Annotated in this window: 20 protein-coding genes; 7 read left to right on the top strand and 13 right to left on the bottom strand. The window is 42.2% G+C overall.

Features of this window, described 5'->3' with window-relative positions:
- Positions 1–176: 176 nt before the first annotated feature.
- Entirely contained in the window at positions 177–1,697 is a 1,521-nt protein-coding gene (locus NST74_RS09995) for a stalk domain-containing protein (protein WP_341111821.1), read from the top strand.
- Between the two features lie 46 nt (positions 1,698–1,743).
- Here the strand turns inward: NST74_RS09995 and nspC are convergent, their stop codons facing one another.
- From nspC to NST74_RS09965, 6 genes are all read right to left on the bottom strand, one after another.
- The gene (gene nspC, locus NST74_RS09990; RefSeq protein ID WP_042126170.1) at positions 1,744–2,880 is read right to left on the bottom strand and encodes a carboxynorspermidine decarboxylase; all 1,137 of its coding nucleotides are present in this window, start codon (positions 2,878–2,880) and stop codon (positions 1,744–1,746) included.
- A 10-nt stretch (positions 2,881–2,890) separates the two neighbouring features.
- On the bottom strand, positions 2,891–4,090 hold the full coding sequence (locus tag NST74_RS09985) for a saccharopine dehydrogenase family protein (RefSeq protein ID WP_042126167.1): 1,200 nt from the start codon (positions 4,088–4,090) through the stop codon (positions 2,891–2,893).
- 270 nt (positions 4,091–4,360) lie between these two features.
- Complete coding sequence (locus NST74_RS09980) at positions 4,361–5,755, bottom strand: DUF5808 domain-containing protein (protein ID WP_341111818.1); 1,395 nt, start codon at positions 5,753–5,755, stop codon at positions 4,361–4,363.
- A 12-nt stretch (positions 5,756–5,767) separates the two neighbouring features.
- Positions 5,768–6,163: a GntR family transcriptional regulator gene (locus NST74_RS09975; protein ID WP_042126163.1), complete on the bottom strand. Its 396-nt coding sequence runs from the start codon at positions 6,161–6,163 to the stop codon at positions 5,768–5,770.
- Between the two features lie 79 nt (positions 6,164–6,242).
- A complete protein-coding gene (locus NST74_RS09970; protein ID WP_341111816.1) occupies positions 6,243–7,730 on the bottom strand; it encodes a stalk domain-containing protein in 1,488 nt (495 codons plus the stop codon).
- A gap of 43 nt (positions 7,731–7,773) precedes the next feature.
- Positions 7,774–8,724, bottom strand: a complete 951-nt coding sequence (locus tag NST74_RS09965) for a DUF4830 domain-containing protein (protein ID WP_341111815.1) — start codon at positions 8,722–8,724, stop codon at positions 7,774–7,776.
- Positions 8,725–9,027: 303 nt separating this feature from the next.
- On the opposite strand from NST74_RS09965, the gene NST74_RS09960 reads away from it, so the two are divergent.
- Positions 9,028–10,914, top strand: coding sequence for an LTA synthase family protein (locus NST74_RS09960; RefSeq protein ID WP_341111814.1), 1,887 nt, complete (start codon positions 9,028–9,030; stop codon positions 10,912–10,914).
- A 72-nt stretch (positions 10,915–10,986) separates the two neighbouring features.
- Here the strand turns inward: NST74_RS09960 and NST74_RS09955 are convergent, their stop codons facing one another.
- The gene (locus NST74_RS09955; RefSeq protein ID WP_341111813.1) at positions 10,987–12,708 is read right to left on the bottom strand and encodes a glycoside hydrolase family 13 protein; all 1,722 of its coding nucleotides are present in this window, start codon (positions 12,706–12,708) and stop codon (positions 10,987–10,989) included.
- A gap of 260 nt (positions 12,709–12,968) precedes the next feature.
- On the opposite strand from NST74_RS09955, the gene NST74_RS09950 reads away from it, so the two are divergent.
- Positions 12,969–13,976: a LacI family DNA-binding transcriptional regulator gene (locus tag NST74_RS09950; RefSeq protein WP_341111811.1), complete on the top strand. Its 1,008-nt coding sequence runs from the start codon at positions 12,969–12,971 to the stop codon at positions 13,974–13,976.
- 40 nt (positions 13,977–14,016) lie between these two features.
- On the opposite strand, the gene NST74_RS09945 is transcribed toward NST74_RS09950, so the two are convergent.
- Positions 14,017–14,223: a hypothetical protein gene (locus NST74_RS09945; protein ID WP_341111810.1), complete on the bottom strand. Its 207-nt coding sequence runs from the start codon at positions 14,221–14,223 to the stop codon at positions 14,017–14,019.
- 21 nt (positions 14,224–14,244) lie between these two features.
- Positions 14,245–14,826 (bottom strand): ATP-dependent Clp endopeptidase proteolytic subunit ClpP, encoded by a 582-nt coding sequence (gene clpP, locus NST74_RS09940; protein ID WP_042126154.1) that lies wholly within the window; start codon positions 14,824–14,826, stop codon positions 14,245–14,247.
- A gap of 236 nt (positions 14,827–15,062) precedes the next feature.
- On the opposite strand from clpP, the gene NST74_RS09935 reads away from it, so the two are divergent.
- Both NST74_RS09935 and NST74_RS09930 read left to right on the top strand, forming a co-directional pair.
- On the top strand, positions 15,063–15,893 hold the full coding sequence (locus NST74_RS09935; RefSeq protein WP_341115864.1) for an RNA polymerase sigma factor: 831 nt from the start codon (positions 15,063–15,065) through the stop codon (positions 15,891–15,893).
- Positions 15,894–16,380: 487 nt separating this feature from the next.
- Positions 16,381–17,271 carry an NAD-dependent epimerase/dehydratase family protein gene (locus NST74_RS09930; protein WP_341111807.1) on the top strand — a complete coding sequence of 297 codons (891 nt, stop codon included), beginning with the start codon at positions 16,381–16,383 and terminating at the stop codon, positions 17,269–17,271.
- Between the two features lie 432 nt (positions 17,272–17,703).
- Here NST74_RS09930 and NST74_RS09925 read toward each other — a convergent pair whose 3' ends face one another.
- Positions 17,704–19,491 carry a methyl-accepting chemotaxis protein gene (locus NST74_RS09925; RefSeq protein WP_341111805.1) on the bottom strand — a complete coding sequence of 596 codons (1,788 nt, stop codon included), beginning with the start codon at positions 19,489–19,491 and terminating at the stop codon, positions 17,704–17,706.
- A gap of 247 nt (positions 19,492–19,738) precedes the next feature.
- On the opposite strand from NST74_RS09925, the gene NST74_RS09920 reads away from it, so the two are divergent.
- Entirely contained in the window at positions 19,739–20,668 is a 930-nt protein-coding gene (locus tag NST74_RS09920; protein ID WP_341111803.1) for a MerR family transcriptional regulator, read from the top strand.
- A gap of 157 nt (positions 20,669–20,825) precedes the next feature.
- On the opposite strand, the gene NST74_RS09915 is transcribed toward NST74_RS09920, so the two are convergent.
- Entirely contained in the window at positions 20,826–21,284 is a 459-nt protein-coding gene (locus tag NST74_RS09915; protein WP_341111802.1) for a DUF2798 domain-containing protein, read from the bottom strand.
- 135 nt (positions 21,285–21,419) lie between these two features.
- Between NST74_RS09915 and NST74_RS09910 the strand changes: the two genes are divergently transcribed.
- Positions 21,420–21,836, top strand: coding sequence for a MarR family winged helix-turn-helix transcriptional regulator (locus NST74_RS09910; RefSeq protein ID WP_341111800.1), 417 nt, complete (start codon positions 21,420–21,422; stop codon positions 21,834–21,836).
- Positions 21,837–21,914: 78 nt separating this feature from the next.
- Here NST74_RS09910 and NST74_RS09905 read toward each other — a convergent pair whose 3' ends face one another.
- A complete protein-coding gene (locus tag NST74_RS09905) occupies positions 21,915–23,852 on the bottom strand; it encodes an FAD-binding protein (RefSeq protein ID WP_341111798.1) in 1,938 nt (645 codons plus the stop codon).
- Between the two features lie 205 nt (positions 23,853–24,057).
- Positions 24,058–24,870, bottom strand: a complete 813-nt coding sequence (locus NST74_RS09900; protein WP_341111796.1) for a MerR family transcriptional regulator — start codon at positions 24,868–24,870, stop codon at positions 24,058–24,060.
- Between the last annotated feature and the right edge of the window lie 106 nt (positions 24,871–24,976).

The following is a 24,976-nucleotide window of genomic DNA, read 5'->3' as shown; positions in this document are numbered from 1 at the left end:
TATACTTTCTATTATGTTTATAAAAACAGACTAAATTATTGTATCACATGAAACCTTTCTTGTGAGTGGGTAAATATGAAGAAACTTTTCCAGTAGTTCTAGCGTCTAAATGTAAGATAATGGATTATAGCGTGAACATATCAAAATTATCTATTAAAGAAAAGAGAGGTATTCCTATGAAAAAATGGCTCAGCATGGTTAGTGCTGTTCTAGTATTAAGCCTCGCCTCTAACGTAAGCGCAGCTGCAGCTGCAGAGAACCCAAACACTACTACCAACCTCACTTCGTATGGCGCGGATTATCTGACCAAAACAGATGGTTCCTTTTGGGTATGGGGAGGTAATCGATCCGTCCCTACGCAAATCCATGACCTGAATGAGGTACAAGCATACTTTGGTTCCCAATATGTAATGAAGAAAGACCTTTCGGTCTGGCAATGGAGAACATCAGCATACTCTGAAGCCGTTAAAGTGACCCCCGTTCAAGAGCTAGACAATCTGGTCGATATATTCATGACGGGAAATAGAACGATAGCCCTTAAAGGAGACGGGACGATTCTAAGCGCCCCCCTTTCATCCGATGGACTCACTACCTCCGCGTTCACACCGGTTTCCGGCGTCGATAACGTGGCCGCTGTGGGCGGTTACTATGAGTCTGATCTTCATAAGAGCTGGACACGTTACGTGTTCTTAAAGAAAGATGGAACTGTTTCTACTACACGCGATGACTTCGAAAGCTTCGAAACCATCCTGAATTTAACGGATATTATTCAAATCAAAAACAATCTGGCACTTAAAAAGGACGGCTCCATATGGAGTTGGCCAGTCCAAGATTATTACAATAACCAAGGAGCTCCAATAGATCTATCTGCGACCCCTCTCAAGGGAATCAGTAATATTAAAAGTTTAAAAGGAAATCAGAACAGCCTATTAGCCATTGATGGAGCCTCTCAATTATGGTTCTGGGGCGCTACCATTACAGGTTCCTCAGACGGAACAACCTATCATGAACAACCACCGATTCTTCTAAAAGGGATCAAGAATGTAGTTGATGCTTACATCGTAGAGCGCTCTATTGTTGCGTTAACCGGGGAAGGAAACGTCTATCAAACTTCCATTGAGAACGAAATGATGCCCGCAGATTCAAAATTCACACTTCTCGATACAGAAGTAAGTAGTCTAAAGAAAGGCGGACGACATATCATCATGCAAAAGAAAGACGGCTCACTCTGGGGCTGGGGTGTCAATAAGGACGCACAGCTGGGCTATGGCGACTATGAATTCAGCCATGCCGGGCCCGTTCCAGTGCAAAAGCCTATTTCAATCTCCTTAAACGGAGAATCTATCCCACTCTCAAATGGAGTTATTACTCGAAACGGACAAAATTTCGTCCCGCTTCGATCGCTGTTCGAAAAATTAGGAGCCACAATTACCTATAAAGAGAACATTACAGCTGCGAAAACAATAGATAAACAAATTATGATCACACGAGCCGCTACAGATAAACCGGCTCTCGCCATCAGTATTAACGGTGTAACTGGAGCGACGATGGTGAACAATACAACCGTAAATCTTCCTACACTACCCTTCATCGTAAACGGTTCGATGTATCTGCCACTTCGCTTTATAAGTGAGCAACTCGGAGCAAATGTGGAGTGGCTCCCACAGGAGGAGCGCATCGCCATCACGATGCAATAAGGAGTTAATCAAAAAAGGTGTCCCATCACGGGACACCTTTTTAATCTTAAGATAAACGTCCGCTGAAATCTTCGAAAGCGAACTGTTTGATTACTTTGATTCCCTCTTCTTCATTGTAACTAACAATGGAAGGCAGGTTCACGCCATTAAACATATGGTTCTTCACCATGGAATAATGGGCCATATCAAGGAATACGAGTCTATCACCGTATTTCAAAGGCTCCTTGAAAGAATAATCTCCGATAACGTCTCCCGCTAGGCAAGTCATTCCACCTAATCTGTACGTATAAGGATATTCTCCGGGTTGTCCAGCATCGATAATGTTCGGACGGTACGGCATAGCCAGTACATCCGGCATATGGCACTCTGCCGATGTATCGAGAATCGCAATGTCCATGCCGTTATGCATCACATCGAGAACGGTAGCTACCAGATATCCGGTATTAAGAGCTACTGCCTCACCCGGCTCCAGATAGATTTCCACACCGTAAGTCTCTTTCATGTGCAGAATGCATTTGACCAGGGTCTCCAGGTCATAGTCAGGACGTGTAATATGATGACCGCCACCGAAATTAAGCCATTTCATTCCTTTGAGATAAGGTCCGAACTTCTCTTCGACTACCTTGAGCGTACGCTCAAGTGTATCCGAATTCTGTTCGCACATGGTATGGAAGTGTAGTCCATCAATGCCCTCAAGCTCTTCCGGTCTGAAGTTAGGAAGAGTTACTCCCATTCTGGAATAATTGTAGCACGGATCATACAGCGGAACTTCGATCTCGGAATATTCCGGATTCACTCGAATGCCGCAGCTGATATGCTTCGGTGCGCTCTTTACGCGATCCTTGAATCGATTCCACTGGTCAAAAGAATTGAACACAATGTGATCGGAGTATCCAAGGAGCTCATCAAACTCACTATCTATATAAGCTGGTGCGTATACATGAACCTCTTTGCCCATTTTTTCATAACCAAGTCTGGCTTCGAACAAGGAGCTTGAGGTTACACCATGCAAGTACTTCCCAACTAACGGATACAAGGAATGCATGGAGAAGCCTTTTTGCGCGAGCAAAATCTTTGCTCCAGTGCGTTCCTGTACAGAATTCATAATCTCAAGATTACGTGTAAGCAATCTTTCATCTACAAGGTAACATGGTGACGGGACTGCGCTGATATCAATATCCATTTCTCGCGCCTTAGTCCAGCAGCGTTGGCGAGAAATCTTCTTGCCAAGGCAGACCATGTTTATTTAAAGCTTCCATGAATGGATCTGGATCGAACTCTTCAACGTTGAATACGCCTGGTTTCTTCCAGATACCTTTTATAATTAACATCGCTCCGATCATTGCAGGAACGCCTGTAGTGTAGGAAATGGCTTGGGAGCCAACCTCTGCATAGCACTCTTCATGATCGCAAACATTGTATACATAATAAGTTTTCGGCTTTCCGTCTTTGGTTCCTTGGATGATACATCCAATGTTCGTTTTACCTTTTGTTCTTGGTCCCAAGGAAGCCGGGTCCGGCAAAATCGCCTTCAAGAATTGTAGAGGAACGATCTCTTTACCTTCATACATGATAGGCTCGATAGAAGTCATGCCAACATTCTCAAGCACTTTCAAATGCGTCAGGTAGTTCTGCGAGAAGGTCATCCAGAAACGGATCTTCTTCACACCCTTGATGTTAACGGCCAAGGATTCCAATTCTTCATGATACAAAAGATAAATATCCTTTGGTCCAATTTCCGGAAGATCATATACTTTTTTCTCGGAAAGCGGTGCAGTTTCAATCCACTCGCCATTCTCGAAATAGCGGCCATTGGCTGTAATTTCACGAATATTGATTTCAGGATTAAAGTTTGTTGCAAATGGATATCCGTGATCACCAGCATTGGCATCTACAATATCAATGGTATGAATCTCATCAAAATAGTGCTTTTGAGCGTAAGCTGTGAACACGCCCGTTACACCTGGATCAAATCCACTACCAAGCAACGCGGTAAGGCCTGCTTTTTCAAATCTTTCTTTATAAGCCCACTGCCAAGAGTATTCAAATTTCGCTGTATCTTGTGGTTCATAGTTGGCAGTATCCACATAGTGCACTCCTGTTGCCAGGCACGCATCCATGATTGTCAGGTCCTGATATGGGAGAGCGACATTAATAACGACATCCGGCTCAAAGCTCTTGATCAGTTCAATGACTTCGTCCGTATTATCTGCATCGACCTGAGCAGTAGAAATCTTCGTGCGGCCTCCGGCTAATTTATCTTTCAGAGCGTCACATTTCGCGACAGTTCTGCTAGCTATGCAGATCTCTTCAAATACATCCGGGTTCTGGCAGCATTTGTGAACAACAACACTGGAAACACCGCCAGCGCCAATAATTAACGCTTTTCCCAAAATAAAAACCTCCTAAAATTCCATTTGCAAAATCAACAAGGCTGATTATACATAATATTTTTGAATAAATCAATAAAAACCGACAAAAAATGATGTTTATTGTGTAAAATCTCCAAGGATTCTTGTTAATACTCTTGAATGCTCATATTTCCTCGATTATCCACCTATACATTCCATGAAAATCGTTGGAATGGAGTGAATTTCCGGAAACTAGGACAACTAGATTATTCTATCACAAGAGGGTTCTACTTCATACGATTTATTTTAATTTCAATGAAAAATTCCACTCCCTTTCTGCAGCTCCGCATAAGTACGTTCAGTCTCAGTGGCATCTTTGGCGTTGTAGAGCACATACACCTCTGGTAATTTGATCACAATATACGGCGGAGAATTTTTAACAAGATACGCTTTACTCTTTCCATACTCCTCAAACTTAAAGTTTCCAATAGCTACCGTATCCGTCGCTACGCCATTTGTTCTTCGGCCTCCTGAAGGGTAACTGTCCACAAGCTTAAGCTCTTGCACATCTTTCATAGCGAAGCTGTAGTTGTACATCGGATATTTAATCGAAACGGTACCCTTTCCATCTGCAGTTAATGTAGGTGTTGAGAAATCAGCCTGGACGCCCATCCACCCCGTCCCGATCAACAGCAATGCAACGAATACAAAGAGGCCGTAATATATACTCTTACCCGTTTTTGTCCCAATATTAATCGTAGTACCAATCCCAAGACGCTTCGGAACCATAACAGAACGATCATTGGGGTTATTATACGTTGTCCCATTGATCCAATATTCATCATCATCCGTATAAAGAATTTCATGTTCTCCTTTAAGGAGCGTTGTTTCAAATTGCTTCAACTTATAATGGACGTAAAAGATCCCTAGGACCGGAACAACAGAGAAAAAGAAGATACCCAGACTCCATACTATAGTTGAAGCTGTCCCATTTAAGGGGAGGGCATATACCGTAATTACAGCGATACAGCTATTAATTATAGCCATTCCAAACCATAGCAGGGACCAATATCTACGATTAGCTTGATTAAGCAGGATATTGGTCTCGCTGTTGTCCGTGTACACTTTAGGCTTCATTCGATTAAAGGATACTGCAATAACAAAGAAAAACACAGTCAACCCTAATGCTGTGCCACCAGCCATTCGAAGAATATCAATAATCCCCTCCGGAACTGGAATCGTAAAAGATAACGCAGCAATCAGGGCAGGAATTATGTACCAGTATAAAGAAAGGCTCATTTTCTTTTTAAGCAGGGATAGCTTAGTATCTATTCGAACCATTCGCTTCTCTCCTACGAACCACTCATTCTCCCGCTTCAACTGTGTAGCCGCACGATGTGCTTTTATGAAGGGAATTCGAAGCACAAGCACCATTGCACACGTCCAAACATAAAAAAAGATCAGTGAAAGAGATATATAGGAGCTTAAAAATAAGATAGGAATCAAGAATAAAATTAATAAGAATCCATACTTTTTGTACATCTTCCCAGTTGAGATTTGCAGTTCGCGCAGACGTTCATCCTCAAGAGCAAAACCCGGAAGACTAACCCCAAACCACAGATTGTCCTTTGGCTTCAAGGTGCTCATAAACGTCAGAAGCATAATCACAAAAATAAACACAGCTATAAAAAAGAAGAAAATAGCCATCTGAGCGTCCCCCTATTCCGTGATGGATGTAGACTTAAACGATACCGATGAAAAGATTCCGGCACACATTTGCATAAATTCCTCCCGTCCAATCCCTTTTACACTAGCCTCCGAAATGACTAACCGAAGTTCATTTTCCAGCTTCTCCTTAAACTCTGGATGTCCATTCCCTATAGGAGCAACTGTTGCACCATGCCTGCGATCTATAGATATGAAGCCTTCATTCTTCAAAATCGCGTACGCTTTGTTCACGGTCATTGCATTAATACCTAAATCTTCAGCCATTTGCCGCACTGTCGGTAATTTCTCCCCATCCGCCAGTTCACCTGAGCCTATCCCAATCACGATTTCATTTCGGAGCTGTACATAGATTGGCGTATCACTTTTAAAATCAAGCGTAATGATCATTTTATCCTTCCATTCAAAAAAAGTATTATTTGTATTAGTTAGACTAATACAAATAATACTTAATGTCAAAATCCCCTATCTAATTCGTATGGATTTGAACAGCATAAGCCTCTGCATCCCAATCCACTTTAGCGCCTAACATTTCACTGATTAGTCTTAATGGGACATACACACTATCATTAATAAAGACCGGCTTTTGATCTGTGGATATTACTTTTCCATTTACAGTCGTTTGTCCACTTACCGAATTTAAGATTATCGTAGTAGATGTAGATTCCTTCACGGCAATCACTGATCTCGCCGGAACGTCCCAACGTACATTCACGCCCATTTGTTGAAATATTCCTCTTAGCGGAACGTACGTAGAATTGTTGAGCAGTAATGGAGGCATGGTCAACTCCATTTCATTATTGTTCAACTGCACCTGAATCGATTTCTTCACGGGCTGAGGCGTGTCAATCATAAAATCTCTAACCCCCAACCCAGTCTGTCCAAATTCATTCGTTCCCCATGCGAGAACATGACCGTCTTTTAAGAGCACATAATGATTTCTGTTCCCGCTGGTAATCGAAATTGCATTTTGAATACCACTAATCTGTTTAACATTCATCTTATTTTTATCGCCAACTGTCCACTGCCATACGGTTCCATCGGCTTTTACTGCAGAGTCCGTTGTCATCGATACGACATCAGTGAGTCCTGGAATCTGAATGGGCTGTAAAGTTCCACCCGGATTCATATCTGTGTAATTATTCCATAACCAAACGGTGCCATCCCATCTCAAAGCTGCTCCACTCCACCCATCCGTATCAACAGCTCTATACTCCCCGCCGCCTTTAAGTAGGGTAGGCTTTAGAACCGCATCCTTTTTAATGCCTCTAGTTTTAGATGAGCCCCATACCCACACCTCTCCGCCGTTCCCAAGTGCCACTGAATTATTCGAACCTGCAGCTATAGCTAAAATGGAGGGTAGTCCTTTCACTTGCATCGGTGTTAGCCCGTTTTTCCCCGAATTGTCGCCAAGTTCTCCTTGCTCATTGCCTCCCCATGCCCAGACCGTTCCGTCTTTTCGAAGCGCTAAGCTAAATGAATCGCCCGCTGAAACAGAGGTCACACCGGTTAGCCCTTGCACTTGAACGGGATCAACAGTAACCGTCAACGACTGCGTTCCAGTGCCAAGTTGTCCATGTTCATTCCCTCCCACAGCCCACACGGTTCCATCATCTTTCAATATCAAGTTATGACGGTAGCCACCTGAAACTTGCTTTACATGATCGATATGCATTTTGACTGGAGTATACGCCGGCGTCGTTGCCCCATTACCAATAGATCCGTAGCCACCACCCCAAGCCCAGGCCGTTCCATCTGCTGTGATGGCATAAGCACTTCTATCCCCCGCATCCAGCCCTGTAATACCAGACAATAACTTCTTTTCATCTGGGAAATTCACTGTACTATCCGCTGCTACCACTAATGGAGAGAGCATAATCAAGCTTATAACAGTCCCAATAACAGTTTTACACATCATTCTTACTCGCACTTTAGAGATCAAACCTTTTTTGGACACTTGCGATCACTCCTTTTTTAATAAGAATAGATAATCTAACAACTCACGGCCCCGTTCCAAGTCCTCCAATCTTCCAGCCGTTAGCATGTTTGGTCAACACTGCGAAGCGTGTCTCCTGACCATCTGGGGTATCGAACACAGGATTTAGCGATTTCATGTACAGATCTACCACAACATTTATCGTAGTGCGATCACCGATGTCTTTAATTTCTGAACCAGAATCATAATCCATCACTTTATAAGCGTTAGGTTTAGCCTCTACAATACTTTCACTGAGTGCATTTTCACCACCAAAACCCGAATTATAGAGATGATGTGCTTGACGGTTAACCGTCAATGCCGTGAGTAAGGCATTAGGATTCAAACATGCACGGGCACGGGTATGATTACCCTCCTGAATCGCTTGAAAAAAAGCATCCAACAGTTCGAAATGTCCTAATGAAGCCAAGTCTCCGTTCTCTCCTGCATCAGCAAACAGCCCCTCTCTCTCCGTCCACTCATCAAATGTAAGACCCGTTATATCTGTAAGACTGCGCTTCTTAATGGAAGGACCGACGCTTTGAACATTAAATTCAAGCCAAGCCCCAACGGTATTTCCTGATTGTACTAACAGAATCAGATTGGAAGGATATGAAAATCCGCTTTGTCCCTCCGAACCAGGTAGCCCGTCGACTAAAGAATACCGCCATGCTTCAACATCACTGCCCTTCAGTGTAGTCAAATCAAAACCGGCATCTTTAGAGAACACGTTAGCTAATCGCCAGTAAAGCCCCTCTGGATACTCCCCTAGCTTCACCTCCCAATCCTGTGGTACACCCACCAAGAATTTATCCGGTTGGCTCTGAACTTTATAATCCAATGTTTGTAAAAAAACCTCGGGCTTCCAAATGGAAGACTGAATCGTCGGCGAAGCCTTCTTCCCTTCATTACATCCCGTATTTAAAAAAAGAGGTAAGCAGGTCAGTACAATCATGATAAACTGACGCCGAGCCATGGATAATCCTCCTCTACATTCACTCCCTCTTATTTAGACTGTGGAATATTATGTAAAGTTGCGAGAAACTGTAATTTTTTAAATCATTTTATACACTTTTAACCTGTAGTTTAGGATTGAAGCTGATTTTAACTGTTTATATGGCATAAATCGCTTGTTGCAGCGCTCTAGGTCTCTCGTCCGTCTTTTGACACACGAAAACTTCAAGAGCATAATAAGCATCGGCATATTGCAACGGATTCCCACAACATACAGGGTTATGCAGAATTTTAGTGTGTTTTGCACCAGAGAGGATGATAACGAATGAAAAAAGATTTTCAAATAAAAAATAAGCCCTTTCTAATCTTTAGCTTCATCCTGCTCTTAAAATGCGCAGTGGCCTGGTTCGTGGTTTTTAGTGACGGCCCTAATTGGAGCATGCTGCTCACAGAGATCCCGTTCTTCTTTATCGTCTTTGGACTCATTGAGTGGATGGCTTCCAAACGGAAGTTTCTGTATTACATGATTGCGAACTTATTAATTTCAGTGATTTATTTTGCCGTCCTGATGTATTACAAGTATTACGGTGTAATTGCTACTTACCATGCTTTGGAACAAGCAGATAAGGTAACCAAGGTCGGAGAAAGCACGTACTCCTTGCTGGATCCTTACTATTTGTTCATTTTTGTGGATATTGTAGTCTTCATGTTCTTTATGTTCCGTCCGAAATATATTGCGATCTGGAAAGAAAGAGGCATGAACCGACGCATGAACCGAATCGCCTTACTTGGGATCATTAGCGTATCTCTTGCAATCTGTGTCTTTAATGTTTGGCCGAATCACGCAAGTATGAACGAGAATAAAAAGGCAGAGAGTATGGGGATTCTCAATTACGAGGTATATACCATTTTTGCCGACACCACGGAAAAGCAAGAAATGATCGACAGTAAAGAAATTACTCAGCAGTCTGTGGACGCTACAAAGGGAATTACGGAGCCAGTCTCTCCAAAGTATTGGGCAGCGGCTCAAGGTAAGAATCTTATTGTAGTGCAAATGGAATCTTTTCAGAATTTCCTGCTTGGTTTAAGCATTGACGGACAAGAAGTAACTCCAAATCTAAATAAACTTATAGCAAGTGAACATTATTTCAATAACTTCTATACGAATGCGGGGCAAGGAACAACATCGGATGCAGAGTTTGTAGTGAACACCTCTCTATATGTTCCTCATCACGAAGTAGCCACTTCCTCCAATTATATGACTAAGGAACTTCCAAGCCTGCCCAAGCTGATGAAAGCTAATGGATACAACACGGCCACCTTTCACACCAATAGCGTAGAATTCTGGAACCGCAAAACCTTATATAAGGTGCTAGGCTTTGATAAATATTACGATCAGTCCTTCTATGGAGATGATGATCATATCGCATTCGGATCCTCCGATGAGGTACTATTTGCCAAGACGGTTCCTGAATTAATCAAAATGGATGCTAAAGACAACCCTTTTTATGCGATGGTCATGTCTATGAGTGCTCATCACCCATATAAAATGCCTGAATCAAAATATAAGATGACGCTGCCTAAACGGTACGAAGGAACCTTAGTCGGCAACTATATTTTAGCCCAAAATTATGCGGATTACGCTATGGGACAATTTCTAGATCAACTGAAATCCAGCGGGTTATGGGAAGATAGTGTTATTGTCTTTTACGGAGATCATCAAGGTGTATCCCTGTATTCCCTTAGCGGCAATGAGAAATCATTAATGGAGGAAATGGTCGGACACGAGTATGGATATACCGATATGTTCAACGTTCCTTTCATTGTTCATGCCCCAGGCATAGATCAACCTGCTGTGTACACTCAAACCGGCGGTCAGATTGATATTTTACCAACAGTAGCTAATCTATTAGGGATTTCTATGAAGGACCAGCTCCACTTCGGAGAAGATCTGATGAATCAACAAACCAATCTGCTACCTGTTAGACATTTTCTTCCTACTGGTTCTTTTATTAATGACACAAGCTTGTACTTGACTGGTGTCGATTACAATGATGGAAATAACTATAATCTAATCGATGGCTCTGAAACTGAGGGCGGTTCGACACAAACGCAATTTGATGCCGTTCAGCGGCTCCTGAATATGTCTAATAGTTATATTCTCCAACGGCCGGATTTATCTGCTACGGATAATGGCGAACAGAGCAAATAATTGATATTTAATAAACGCAAGAATGCCCCTTAGCCATTGGCCGAGGGGCATTCTTGCGTTTATTTAAAATAATTAAACCGTTGTTGCAGGCACACTCTCAAGAATTGCCTCTTGCTCTACAGGTGCGTTAACCAGCATATACACACGAGATTCGTAAGGGCGTAATGCCACTGTCTCGATCTTCTCGGCAGGGTCAACTTCATAGTTATTCAACAGCAACTCACTGGAGTCAAATTCCAAATCAAACGGAAGGTCGAACAGTGCTTCCTCTGAAGTCAGGTTTGACATGACCAGTAATTTCTCATTGCCAAGTGTACGAGTATAAGCGTAGATTCGTTCATCTTCAGGCAGGATCAAATCATAGGTTCCATAAACGGTAATAGGATTAGCGGCCCGAAGTGCGATTAGCTTTTTATAATGATGATAGATGGAATCAGGGTCCTGCTTCGCACGCTCCACATTGATCTCCGTGAAATTAGGATTGACCTTCATCCAAGGCTTGCCGCTACTGAAACCAGCGTTCTCAGAGTCATCCCATTGCATTGGCGTTCTAGAATTGTCGCGACCGTTCTTCCAGATCACCTCCATGACTTCTTCATGTGATTTTCCGGCTTCTGTCTCTAAACGATACAGGTTCTTCATCGCCACATCATCATAATCATCCATCGAATCAAATCTTACATTGGTCATCCCAATTTCTTGACCCTGAAAAATAAACGGTGTTCCTTGCATTAAGAAATACATCGTAGCCAGTGATTTAGCTGACTCTTTCCAGTACTGGCCATCATTACCCCAAGTTGAAACCGAACGCGGCTGATCGTGATTTTCGATAAAGAGTGCATTCCAGCCTTTATCTTCAAGACCTTTTTGCCAACGGGAAAGTGCTGATTTCAGCTGCAGAACATCCAAGCCACCCGTAACACTCTTATTCCAAAGGGCTAAATGCTCGAATTGAAAAATCATATTGAATTTGCCCTGCTCCTCGCCTACCCACATTTCCGCTTGATCGACACTAACACCACTCGCTTCACCAACGGTCATAATGTCATAACGATCAAATGTTTCCTGTTTCAGCTCCTGAAGAAAATCGTGAATTCCTTCCCGGTTCATATGACCTGCACCGGATGAAACGAATGGAAGATGATCTGGATTTGGCAGATCAGGAAGACCTGGAATTTTCTTAATATGTGAAATAGCATCCACTCGGAAGCCGTCGATCCCTTTATCTAGCCACCAATTGACCATACCGTACAATGCCTGACGTACTTCAGGATTCTCCCAGTTGAGGTCAGGCTGTCTTTTGGAGAATACATGCATGAAATATTGCTCTGTAGCAGGGTCGAACTCCCAGACCGAACCGCTAAAAATACTCTCCCAGTTATTTGGTTCCTTTCCGTCCTTAGGATCTCTCCAAATATAATAATCACGTTTAGCATTATCCTTGCTTGAACGTGCTTCAACAAACCAAGGGTGTTCGTCTGAAGTATGGTTAATGACAAGATCCAGAATCAGCTTCATGCCCCGCGCATGAACCTCGCTTAATAGCTGATCGAAATCAGCCATACTGCCGAACTCCGCCATAATATCCTGGTAATCTGAAATATCATATCCATTATCATCGTTCGGGGATTTATAAATAGGACAGATCCAAATAACATTGATGCCAAGGTCCTGTAAATAATCAAGTTTTGAGATGACCCCCTGCAGATCTCCAACACCATCGCCATTGCTGTCCATAAAGCTCCGTGGGTAAATTTGATACGCTGTGGCTTCTTTCCACCATGTTCTGTTCAATGTATGCAGCTCCTTCGTATTCATATACCCTCTCAGGAAAATATTTTCCTACTTAATTCACGAATTAGTGATTTTCATAATAAAACTTAAGATTATCGACTAAAAAACTATCTATTTAGGGTTTATTCAAGGAAATTATTTTCCTATGCGATCATTATAGGATCTTTTATTTTCCTGGTCAATAACAATCTTTTGGATTCTTGGAGCTATCCATGATATGCTTGCGATATATTCTAGAACGAATACAAGCTTGGAAAGTTATGGTGATATTCTTGAAGGTAAAAATTAAAGATATAGCCAAAATGGCTGACGTTTCAATAGCTACCGTATCAAGGGTTGTCAACAACAGCAAACCGGTAAACGAGGAAGTTCGTAAGCGTGTATTGGAAGCCATGAAACAAATGAATTACCGTCCGAATGTCATCGGTTCAGATGCAGGTAGATCGGATACACCTCTGATAGGTGTCATTATTCCGCAGAACAGTAATACCGTGCTTGACGATTTCAATATTGGCATACGTGATCTCGCCGAGCTATATGGTTATGATGTTTTGGTCGGATTAACAGACGGAAGTGTGAATAGTGAACTTCATTATTTGAACTTATTCCACCATATGGGGACTGAGGGTTATATATATGTAGGCTCGGTTCCGAGCAAGGAGCACTTGGAGATTATCCAAAAATCCGGGTCACCTTGCGTGTTAGTTGGAGAACAATCTCAGATTGATTCGATCCCTTCTGTACATCTGGATAATGTTACCGCTTCCTATGAAGCCGTTACTTATCTGATTCAGAAAGGACATAGAAAGATCGGCATGATCCGGGTATCTGGAGATAACGCAGTGGGTGGCGATCGATATCGCGGCTATCAACAAGCGCTTATGGATGCAGGCATTTCCTTAAGAGAAGAATGGGTAGTAGAAAGTGGAATGGCCGTAGAAGATGGAAGCGACGCAATGCGCCGGATCAAGGATAGCGGGGAACTGCCTACTGCGGTTTTTTGCTCCACAGATTGGATGGCTGTTGGAGCGATGAATTTCCTGATCGATAACGGTATACGGGTGCCAGAGGATGTTGCGGTGTTCGGATTCGATAATAGCTTTATCGCTTCTGTCGTTCGGCCCAAGCTGTCCTCAGTGGAATACTCCGGAACGGAGATTGGAATGACCGCTACTCGAACCTTAATCAAGTTGATTAAAGGGGAGACCGGTATTCAACATCATGCCAATGTGGCTCATTATTTGGCGATTCGGGAAAGTACGGGTTAGGGAAAACTTCCCCTAACCCTATTTTTAAATCTGATAATGGTTATTGTGTAAATCCTACTCGTGCACGTTCTCGTCCTTTACTATCCAGTGTGATAGAACAGATGGAAGTAATGGGAATATATAGCTCTTCGAATTCTGTCCGATATTTGATAAACCTCTCACTCACCGTTTCCAAAATACCTTTTCTAGCGTTAGAGCCATCTACAAAATAAATGGTTACCTCTTTGCCCTGCAAAGCTTCCAGCATAACCCGCTTCACTCCTTCAACTTACAGATTTGTGATGACTTTGTCGATAATCCCGTACTCTACCGCTTCATCAGCTGTCATGAAATAATCCCGGTCCATATCTTGTAGTACCTTTTCCACCGTCTGCCCGGTTCGGTCCGCTGTAATTTGCACAAGCACTTCCCTTAGCTTCAAGATCCGTTTAGCTCTAATCGCAATATCACTGGCCTGACCCTGTGCTCCACCATGCGGCTGATGTATCATAATCTCACTATTTGGCAGCGCATAACGTTTACCTTTGGCCCCAGCTAACAATAGAAGTGAACCAAAGGAAGCCGCCATCCCTGTGCAAATCGTATTTACCTGCGGTTTAATAAGCTGCATCGTGTCATAAATACTGAATCCTGCTGTTATGGAGCCTCCTGGGCTATTGATATACATGTGTATATCTTTATCTGGATCCTCTGCCGATAAGAACAATAGCTGGGCAACTACACTATTCGCCAATTGATCCTCAATCTCTGCCCCTACAAACACAATCCGGTCTTTTAGCAGCCGTGAATAAATATCGTAAGATCTCTCTCCTTGATTCGTTTGTTCAATGACATAAGGAATGTACGCCATGTGTATACGACCTCCATCCGTTAATTTTATTTGAAATCTACCCTGTAAACGGATTAGTCTTTGGATAGGATACGTTAAGAGAACAAAATATTATTTTTATTATTGCGTATCTTAATTTAGCGCTCATTCGTTTATTATTAGAAGTAACCGAAATCACTTTACCGGAAAAGGGGTTATGCAGTGTGATCAGCCTTGAGGAGCTTAGCACCGGCCATGAACCGGATGAGAATCATACCATGTCTTTGCAAATGGCGCTGAAGCGGTATTGCCTTGCACTGACACAATCCCCATGGGAAGCCGAAGATTTGGCTCAGGATACTTGGGTCAAAGCACTGGGCTATTTGAAGACTTCCGAACATACGAAGCTGAAGAGCGAAATGAACGATACGAATGAAAATAACCCAACCCATCCAATGAACGATACAAGTCAAATGAACAACAATACAGATCATACAAATCGTACGAATTTCAGCCCGCTAACGAATCACCCGAATCCCGAGGCATTGCTTCTGCGGATTGCCAGAAATACCTGGATAGATATTACACGGCGTAAAGCCACGTTATCGCGGTTACTGGAAATGGATCAACCTAAGACTGAAGAAGCAGCAGGTTATGGCTCATTTGAGATTGAGGCTGCGTTTCAAGCCTTGCAGAAGCATTTGTCTCCCCTACAGCAAGCGGTGTTCCTGCTCCGCGATGTATTCGAGTACTCCGGTATTGAAGCCGCCGAGATGCTCGACACCACGGAAGGAGCCGTCAAAGCTGCGCTACATCGAGCCCGGCAAGCCCTTCCTGCCGTAAGGCAAGAGCTTCTTCAAGCCGACGGTCCCTCTTTACCGCAGGACACGGAACTACAAATTGCTCTGAATCACCTTGCTTCTGCCTATGAACAAGGGAAAATTACCGAGCTTATCGCATTAGTCCTCGCGGATGAAAACCAGGAAGCTGTATTGGCAGTGTCTAGCCAAAGCTTACAGAGCTTCCAAAGCGTTCAACCTTTCCAGTCTGGCGGATTCAGCTCCACAGGTTGGAATTATGCCGAGCCTGGAATGCGAATGGTGGCTTAGTCTTTTGTAACGCTATCTAGTGATGTCACAGTAGCTTAGCTTAATGCGATACGTTATGTTATAACCGAACAAATATTAGTTTTGAAAAGTGCGCGTTTGGTGTGTGAAGAAATAGGTGAGTTGGGTGAGTTGGGTGAGTTGGGTGAGTTGGGTGAGTTGGGTGAGTTTAGCTTTGAGCTAGTGATGTTGTAAAATGTGCAACAGCATCCAAGAAATCAACGCTAAAAAACGAATCTACTGCAGGATCTGCAATAGATTCGTTATAAAAGTAGCTTTTAAGGCAATTTCTCATCTTTTGATTGTACAAAGTGCAATAGAATCAGATTCTATTCTATATCGTTGAAATTCTATTGCACAAAGTACAATCAAACCAATAAATCCCTTACATATCTTTTTTCGTAACGATTTCAAGCACAATTCTCCAGCATTCAAACGACAATCTTCATTTAGACTTACAAATTAACATTAGTTGGTGAGGAGTGAAATTATGAGGAAGATTCTTATTTTAGGCGGCACGCGCTTTTTTGGAAAAAGATTAGTTGAACGGTTGCTACAGGATTCCGCGAACGACGTAACGATACTGACACGCGGAGAAACTAGCGATTCCTTTGGAGATCGCGTTCACCGGATCCATGCGGACCGTTTCCAACCGAACGAGCTCGCTCAGGCGGTAAGAGATTCATTGTGGGATGTCGTGTTCGATAATATTTGTTATTCACCGGATGAAGCAGATCAGGCACGCCGGATTTTTGATGGTAAAACAAAACGTTACATTCTCACCTCAAGTCTATCCGTGTATGATTTCAGCGAAGAGGCCCTGACCGAGGAGAATTTTGATCCTGAAACATACCCTATACACTATGGAGGACGGAATGATTTCACCTATCAAGAGGGAAAAAGACTGGCAGAAGCCGTCTTCATGCAGCAGGCTAGCTTCCCAGTCGCTGCGGTTCGCTTTCCAATTGTGCTGGGAATAGATGATTATACGCGAAGACTTCATTTTCATATCGAGCATGTCCGTAACGGGCTACCTATCGGCATACCGAATCCTGAAGCGCTTATCTCCTTTATTCGTTCGGATGAAGCTGCTGATTTCCTATATTGGTTAGGCTGCTGTTCTACTGTGACAGGACCGATCAATGCTTGCTCAGACGGTACGGTTAGAGTTAAGGATGTTCTCAGAATGATTGAAAAAGAAACAGACAAGCAAGCCATTATCCTTAACCAAACCGATGACGAGCATATGTCGCCATTTGGAATTGAACACTCCTGGTTTATGGATACGACAAAAGCCCAGTACGCGGGCTACAAGTTTCTCCTTCTAAATGACTGGCTTCCAGAGCTAGTTAGCTCCCTGAACAAAACTTGCGTGGAATAACGCACATCCTATACAAGCCCCCATCACTCATTCATCGATGTGATTCATCTATGCGATAAGAGCTACCCCTAAGTAGATATTTTCTACGAAGTTGGTAGCTTTTTCACTTTACAAAACCTCTGCGAGCATTTCAGATAACTGCACTCTATACAACTAAATCACACTAACAAAGCTTATGTTTGACTTTAGTTGTATTCAGTGCAATTAATAACTAGTTAAACACCACTGACAGTCTTTCCCGGAGAAAATAACTGCACGAAGTACATCTAAACACTCTATAAGGAAAACACATCCTTTAATAGCTGCATTAAATACACTTAACGTGCAAAAAAGGTAGTTAGAAGAATCTCTCCTCTAAGCTACCTTTTTACGTTACAGAATTAGTGTGAATCAAGTCGCTCCCGATAGGCGAGCAGTCAATCAAACCTTCCCCTAAGCGGAGATTGTCAAATAGGACTGTTCCGCAGGCGCAGCCGTTTCATCGCCAGTTGAGTCACTGTCATCTCCAGCGATAATCTCGTCTACTATATCCGAATTAATCTTGAAGACGTTAATTTCCTTGAATAATTTTTGTGAAATCTCATTAATCTCAACCGCTTGGCGGGCAATATCGTGAATTGCATTATCCTGTTGCACGCTAGAGGCATTCACTTCCTGAACCCCTGCCGCAGTTTCCTCAGCAATAGCCGCCACGTTATGAACAGACTCCGCAAGTCTACGATTCATGGTCTGTGTCATATCTACCTTGTCATGAATTTGCCCAATCTGCTTACTAATCTCAACGATTGACTGATCTATCGCTTCAAAAGATGACAACGTTTCGGCCACTTTTTGATCCTGTTCTTCAAGGTTTCCTTTGGTCTCCAGCATATATTGCTGGAATTCATCCATCCCGGCTTGTAGTTCGTTTATAATCTGGCTGATATGTACGGAGGACTCTTTGGTCTGATCCGATAATTGTCTCACTTCATCAGCTATGACAGCAAAGCCCTTCCCATAAGCTCCCGCCCTTGCCGCTTCAATCGCAGCATTTAAAGAGAGAATATTGGTCTGGTTAGAAATGTTTGTAATCGATTTAGTTATTCTAGAGATATCCTTCGATTGGTCGCTCAATTTGGTCAGTGCAAGATACACCTTATTCACAGACTCACGTGAATGCTCCGATACCTCGCGCAAAGCGATGACGGACTCGGAACCTTTTCGAGTATTGTGATTAGCCGTTTGACTGGTCGAGAGCATAACCTCGGTATATTCCGTAATCTCATGAACTTCCCGTTCCAATTCCAGAATCAAGCCCGCACTCTGCTCAGATTGTCCGGCTTGCTGCTCAGCACCTACAGAGATCTCCTGTATTGTGCTTACGATTTCTTGATTCGTATGAGCGGTAATCGAAGAAGATTGTTGAAACGAGTGCGAATAAGTCGCGAGCGAAGAAGCAACAGATTGGGTGTGCTGAAGCATTTCTCGTACCCGCAATACCATATGGTCAAAATGATGACTCAGACTTCCTAACTCATCGTTATATGGCGAATTAATCTGCTGCCGCAAATCTCCTTCAGCAATTTTTCGTAGAGCCGCTTGCAGCTTATTTATAGGGTTCAAGAAGGAACGTATAAGCATAACAGCAATAATAATTGTGAAAATAAATACTAGTATTGCTGCATAGGTTCCCATAGAACTGGTCAGATTTAATAAATCAAAAGAATAATCTTGAGCCTTCTCTGCGTTCTCTGCTGCTGCGGTATATAGTTTCTCATTGGTCTCCAGCATAGCCTTATTCATAGCCAATGCCTTCGTATGTAATTCATCTATCCGTTCCAAAACAGCCATAGGATCAAGCTGCTCGTCCTTTATGGTATTTACTAATCCGTCAAAATAACCTGTATATCCTCCAAATTGATTGTATAATTGTTCTAACTCCTTAGACGCTGGCGAATCTGCCTCAAACTTCACTTTGCCCAATTCTTCCATTAGCTTTGTCTGTTTGTCCTTAAATGGTTGAGTAAACTCCAAATCGCTAGAACCCGCTAGAGAGGTCTCCACACCGTTCATTTCTTGAAGCAGTTGAGTAATAGTGGATACTGTAATTCTTTTTTCCGTCTCCATTTTTTGCGTTTCCATAGAGATTTCTACTTGATTGATTTTATAGTTTTGGTATAGCGCTACCCCTAGAAAGAATAGTACCACGGCAGAAAAACTCAAGATCAACTTCCACTTCATTGATAGATGCATAGACCTAGCCTTCAACATTATCATCCTCCGTATAAAGCCTCATATAGCAATAGGTACTTTTTACTAATATCTAAATTGTAGAAGCTGTACATTAAATACCGGGCACAGTTTTGTATGAGAATTGTAAATTATGTCGAATACACGGGCTATAACTCCCCTATTGCAATTGACGTAACGTTAAGTGCTAAAATATTTCCATAGGGCGCCTTATCAATCTATAGAACGGGAGTTGTCTATGAGTGGATTTGTGACTATTGATAAGCTTTCTACGCAAATCGGACTGACGAGTCGGACGTTGCGTCACTGGGAAGCGCAAGGATTGTTTGAAAGTCACCGAGAGGCTAGCTCGGGTTGGAGAATTTATGATGAGCACGCAATACTCGCTATTCGAATCACCGCATTTTTAAGAAAACTTGATATTAGTATTAAGGATATCGGTACCGTCCTACAGAGCATGTCCGTTCAGTCCTTATATGAAATACTCCTTCAGCAATCTGCTTCAATTCATAAGGAGAAATCTGATCTCACACAAAAAGATCGTGAAATCCGTTTCTTCCTACAACTAATATCCGCACGTATGGAGGAACCCATAACTAACCTTTTGTTATTAGCGTTGAACGAAGAGTCATCCAATTCATTAGATGTTACGAATAAGAATGAGGAGGTTCTATCTATGACAACGATCAAACACTCTCCACCTATCCATGTAAGATTCATTACACTTCCGCCTATGAGATTTGCCTATAATATTGCAGTCAGCACATCTCCAGAGGATGAAGCAATGGCTCCTGTTACGGAATGGTTAGAGGCTAACCATCTCTTGGGGACAGCACGTCTATTTGGTGGGAATACACATCCGCATCCAAGTGGCGAGAATAATCCTTATGGCTATGGATTTTGTGCCTCCATTCCTGAAAATGTAGAAATACCAAGCCAGCTTAAAGAGATGCGGTTCGATGGCGGTCTCTATGCAATGACGGAAAGCAGCGATGATATCTACGGCTCATGGCAAGCATTAATGAGTTATTTGGATAATAACTTGGATTATCAGGCTGACCACGATTCAAGATTATGCCTTGAGGAGCATATCCGTAACGATAGTCCAAAAGGCAGCGGAAGTCAGTATGTATTAAATCTGCTGGAACCTGTAAAAAAGAGATCATAGAACTGTCTATCTATTAAGACCTTCTCTTAGAAGGTTATAGAACAAAATGCTCTCCCCTGCCCATCATGGCAGTTAGAGAGCATTTTGTTTGTTTTCAAGAAACTAGAGTGTCGCTTAAGATTGACCCAGCTTTGCGTAAAGGTGATGTTAATATTCTCTATGCAGTAGCTGGAGTAATCTTTACAAAGATAAATCGTGTAAGCGGCCCGATTAATAAGATTTGCAGTGGAAGTGCAACAATGAAATTCTTACCGATCGCAGACAGATAAGCCATCGGTAGTTCTGAGGAGAACCCTACATGAAGAACTGCACCGTAGAAGGACATAAACAACACCATTCCGGTCACCATAAAAAAGGATATGAACATAATTTTTTTGATCATCGGATCATTCTCTTCAACCAACTTATGCGCAATCCCCTTCGCAACCTTACCTACAACAAATACATCCAGAATTAAGGCAACAAGAAACGCTGGTACGTAGCCGATGACTACATCTTTAACTACCGTATCCGACCAACCCTCCATCAACACTACATTGTAAATGCTCATCCCCAGCACCATCAATGCACACATGATAGACGTAAATAATAATGCTTCTTTTTTGTTTCTTCCCATCTTCAAGCTCCTTTTATCTCTATATTGTCAACTTGGATTACAATACCACAGCAATTTGAAATTAGTCAACCAAGTTGACAATAAGTTCAAATGACTTATACTTGGATAAACAAGCTATGATTTAGGAGTGTTCATATGGAGAACCATCTGCAAGAAATGAACCTAATTGATTTACTTAGTGAGAAGCATTTAGTCTTACGTAAAATAGTGACCGACCAAGACCCGGATCAAATCAACAAGACTGAATCGCATATCCTAGCGGTTCTTGAGGCACATCAAATGCTCTCGATCTCGGAAATCAGTAGAATTATTAATATTTCCAGGCAGGGTACACATAAAAGCATTCAAGGACTATTATCGCGTAACTACGTGGAGGCTGTTGAAGTCGAAGGAAATCAGCGTGACAAAAACATCACTCTTACCCAGAAGGGAATCGCATGCAATCAAAGAATGATGGTCACCAAAATTGAATTAGAGCAAAAAATTTCCAACAAGCTTGGAGTAGCTAACGTAGAGCTTCTCAAAGCTTTGCTAAAAGAAGAATGGCTCTAATCTCCAGCTAAAAAAGACGCAGAGTTCTCCACCCTGCGTCTATAAAAAATATTCAATTATTTTCCGGGAAATGGTTTGTTACTTAGATTTCTCTAATGCAATGTTAGCTGCGCTCTCCCCGCCAAGACGACCTGAGGTAAAGGAGTACCCAATACCAACGCCGTTTCCAACATAAGTATCATTAAACAACACACCTTCAGATTCTAGACCTACAGCAAACAATCCTTTTACTGGTGTCCGTTTATCATTCAGAACTTGGAATTTTGTATTTACTAGCAAGCCCCCAACTGAACCCAGATTATTGATTTCAGCAATGATGGCGTAATATGGACCTTCTTCACCCATAGGTTCTAAATACTCAGCTGCTTTTCCAAATTCAGCATCTACACCAGTTTTTGTTGCTTCTGTATAACGATTGTAATTTTCTACAAACACATCAACATCCATCCCTGCATTCGTAGCTAATTCCTCAATCGTGTTTCCTTTGAAGCCATTTCCGTTCTCCACCATCGAATCAAATACTTTCTCGACATTTGTCCAAGGGTTCTCTAGTGTGAATTTATCGGCAAAATCAGCATAGAATTCCGGTGGCATTCCTGGAAGACTTGGTGCATGAACACCCTTCATCCCCTTGGTCTGAAGTGCCTCCAGTTGTGATTTCGAGACGATAACCATGTGATACGGACCATTAAATGCACTTGTATTCGCTGCTGCAACCGAAGTTAACGTCGCCGCTTCATCTCTGAATCGAGCACCAGAAGTACCTACATTCATGAAATTCGGAAGATACGTCAACATTAATGGATAACTTGCTTCAAAAGGTTCATATTGTGCTTTGAGACCTTGTGTTGCTCTAGCCAATGTTTGGTGAAGCATTTGTCCACCGAAGTTGTCAGGCACCTTGGCTCCAGCTTCCCATGCCATCTTAAGGCCTTCTCCTACGTTTTGTCCTAATCCACCGTTAACCCCTTCGAAACCAAACGCCTCTTTTACCATTTCTTTATTTGCAGCATAACCACCTGTAGCCATAACGACACTCTTCGCTGTGATTTCAAGTGTTGTACCGTCCGCTTTCTCAGCGATTACTCCTGAAACTTCACCAGCTTCATTCGTAATCAGCTTTTTGGCAGTCGTTTCTGTGATCACTTGTCCGCCATTTTGTTCAACTGATACGGATAACATTTTACGAAGCGTTTCTTCACGTGTTTCATAAGCTGGCAGCACATGTAATTGCTCACCGAAGAAATTCAAGAAGCTAGTTTGATATCCTTTTTCGGCTAACCAATCGTAAGTTTCACCGGATTTAGTAACATATTGTCTAATCGCAGCTGCATCCACTCTCCAGTGATTGTTGACAATCCAATCCGCTATTTCTTTTTCCACATTTACTTTTAGATTATTATTCGTAGCAGCGGATGAATTATAGAACTTACCTGCCCAGGATAAGTTACTCGCTCCCCCGATGACACCCGTTTTCTCTATAATAATAACCTTAGCACCTTTATCAGCCGCTGTAACAGCCGCAGATACACCGGATGCCCCAGCGCCCACTACAACAACATCGGTTTCAAGTTTTTCTGTTTTCCCTTCACCAGCTTTTTTTGCACCTCCGGCTTTGAGAACTTCAAGATTACCTCCACCTTTGGTTACGGCATCTTCCACAGCGGCAAGCATGGCTTCACTGGAAAGACTTGCACCACTAACAGCATCAACTGCCAAGGTTTGTCCTTCTAGAATTTGTGTTTTAATTTTTTCAAGTGCACTATCTCCCAGTCCTCCTGTTTCCGATTGGCTTACGATCTTAATATCTTTAATTTTATCTGGCTCATCCATAGTTACTTCTACTTTAATGACTCCCTCTTTTCCTTCCGCTTCTCCTGTGAACGTACCAGCTTTAAAGGACAATGACGACTTAGCCGATTCCCCATTTCCCGTACATCCACTCAGCATGGAAATGATCAGCACCATACAAAAAGATAACATGAGCATTTTCTTGACGAATTTTCTGTTACGCATTTCTGTTCTCCCCCAGTGTCTAATATCTTATAACCTGATACAAATAACGTGATAATTTTCACAAAGATAATGATTAATCAACAACGACATCTGACAGGCTATATCCCGAAGTATAAACATTGGTGCAACACCAAGGTCAATGTCTACTTTTTGTCCAACTAGAAGAAAAACATCTGCCCAAAGAGCAGATGTTTAATTAGAGTCACTATTTGATTGGGATATTCACTTCCAAATAAGATCTATTATGGCCTTCAATTTTTTCAGTAAGCAGTAATTTTCCAACCACATCTCCCGAAATGGAATAATGATTAGCTTCGATATAGTCAAACATGAACTGCAAGGAGTTCTTCGTTATATATTTTTCATCCGTACATAATATTGTTGCTGAGATACAAAGACTTGGGCTAATATACTCTGCGTACTCTTCGCTATCCATTTCGAATTGTTGCGCTTCATCTTCTAGCAAGGTAAGGCCCCAGCTATAATTAAAATTATTGTTTTCACTGAAAAAGATGCCTGTATCCTCAATTCTAAAAGAATAAAACGCATACGGCAGCAGATCCATCCAAGTGTTGACTAAGCTTTTTACAATATCATTTTTTAATAATGCATTCTTATCCGTTTGCTTTAGTCTATACATACCTGGCAGCTGTTTAAGTTTACACGTATATAAAGAGGAGTCTAATTCTCTGAGTTCATTATGAATTTCATTCATCTTTTTTAGCAGCATCGTCTTCCGCTTGATCTCTTCTTCTAAATTTGACTCTGTTTCTTGCATCCTACCCATAACTTGCTCTAATGAAGACTCCTTCATCAGCGTTGCCACTTCCGGCAATGGAATTCCCATACTTCTGTACCATCTACTCATTAGCAAATCTCTTGCATCTAAGTCATTAAAATATCTGTAATTATTGCTGTTATCTTTAGTGGGCCTAACAATATCATGTTTCTCGTATAACCTCAGCGTATCTGCAGTTACACCGAGAATGGAAGCAAATTCCCCTATGCAATATTTCACCTGATGTCCCTCCATCCATTTCATGCCTACCCAGCCACATTAAATGATATACAGAAGGACAATATTTAGATATGAAGTAGTTCATTTCTTACTATTCAAATGTATG

Origin of the sequence: Paenibacillus sp. FSL F4-0125 (genome assembly GCF_038008565.1) — a bacterium.
Lineage (GTDB): Bacteria > Bacillota > Bacilli > Paenibacillales > Paenibacillaceae > Paenibacillus_AQ.
This window is presented reverse-complemented; position numbering and strand designations above follow the sequence as displayed.

What these genes read in the sequence shown, in the direction of transcription:
- NST74_RS09995 (WP_341111821.1), top strand. Translation starts at nt 177, where the DNA reads ATGAAAAAATGGCTCAGCATGGTTAGTGCTGTTCTAGTATTAAGCCTC.
- nspC (WP_042126170.1), bottom strand. Translation starts at nt 2,880, where the DNA reads ATGGATATTGATATCAGCGCAGTCCCGTCACCATGTTACCTTGTAGAT.
- NST74_RS09980 (WP_341111818.1), bottom strand. Translation starts at nt 5,755, where the DNA reads ATGGCTATTTTCTTCTTTTTTATAGCTGTGTTTATTTTTGTGATTATG.
- NST74_RS09975 (WP_042126163.1), bottom strand. Translation starts at nt 6,163, where the DNA reads ATGATCATTACGCTTGATTTTAAAAGTGATACGCCAATCTATGTACAG.
- NST74_RS09965 (WP_341111815.1), bottom strand. Translation starts at nt 8,724, where the DNA reads ATGGCTCGGCGTCAGTTTATCATGATTGTACTGACCTGCTTACCTCTT.
- NST74_RS09960 (WP_341111814.1), top strand. Translation starts at nt 9,028, where the DNA reads ATGAAAAAAGATTTTCAAATAAAAAATAAGCCCTTTCTAATCTTTAGC.
- NST74_RS09950 (WP_341111811.1), top strand. Translation starts at nt 12,969, where the DNA reads ATGGTGATATTCTTGAAGGTAAAAATTAAAGATATAGCCAAAATGGCT.
- NST74_RS09945 (WP_341111810.1), bottom strand. Translation starts at nt 14,223, where the DNA reads ATGCTGGAAGCTTTGCAGGGCAAAGAGGTAACCATTTATTTTGTAGAT.
- clpP (WP_042126154.1), bottom strand. Translation starts at nt 14,826, where the DNA reads ATGGCGTACATTCCTTATGTCATTGAACAAACGAATCAAGGAGAGAGA.
- NST74_RS09935 (WP_341115864.1), top strand. Translation starts at nt 15,063, where the DNA reads ATGTCTTTGCAAATGGCGCTGAAGCGGTATTGCCTTGCACTGACACAA.
- NST74_RS09930 (WP_341111807.1), top strand. Translation starts at nt 16,381, where the DNA reads ATGAGGAAGATTCTTATTTTAGGCGGCACGCGCTTTTTTGGAAAAAGA.
- NST74_RS09925 (WP_341111805.1), bottom strand. Translation starts at nt 19,491, where the DNA reads ATGAAGTGGAAGTTGATCTTGAGTTTTTCTGCCGTGGTACTATTCTTT.
- NST74_RS09920 (WP_341111803.1), top strand. Translation starts at nt 19,739, where the DNA reads ATGAGTGGATTTGTGACTATTGATAAGCTTTCTACGCAAATCGGACTG.
- NST74_RS09915 (WP_341111802.1), bottom strand. Translation starts at nt 21,284, where the DNA reads ATGGGAAGAAACAAAAAAGAAGCATTATTATTTACGTCTATCATGTGT.
- NST74_RS09910 (WP_341111800.1), top strand. Translation starts at nt 21,420, where the DNA reads ATGGAGAACCATCTGCAAGAAATGAACCTAATTGATTTACTTAGTGAG.
- NST74_RS09905 (WP_341111798.1), bottom strand. Translation starts at nt 23,852, where the DNA reads ATGCGTAACAGAAAATTCGTCAAGAAAATGCTCATGTTATCTTTTTGT.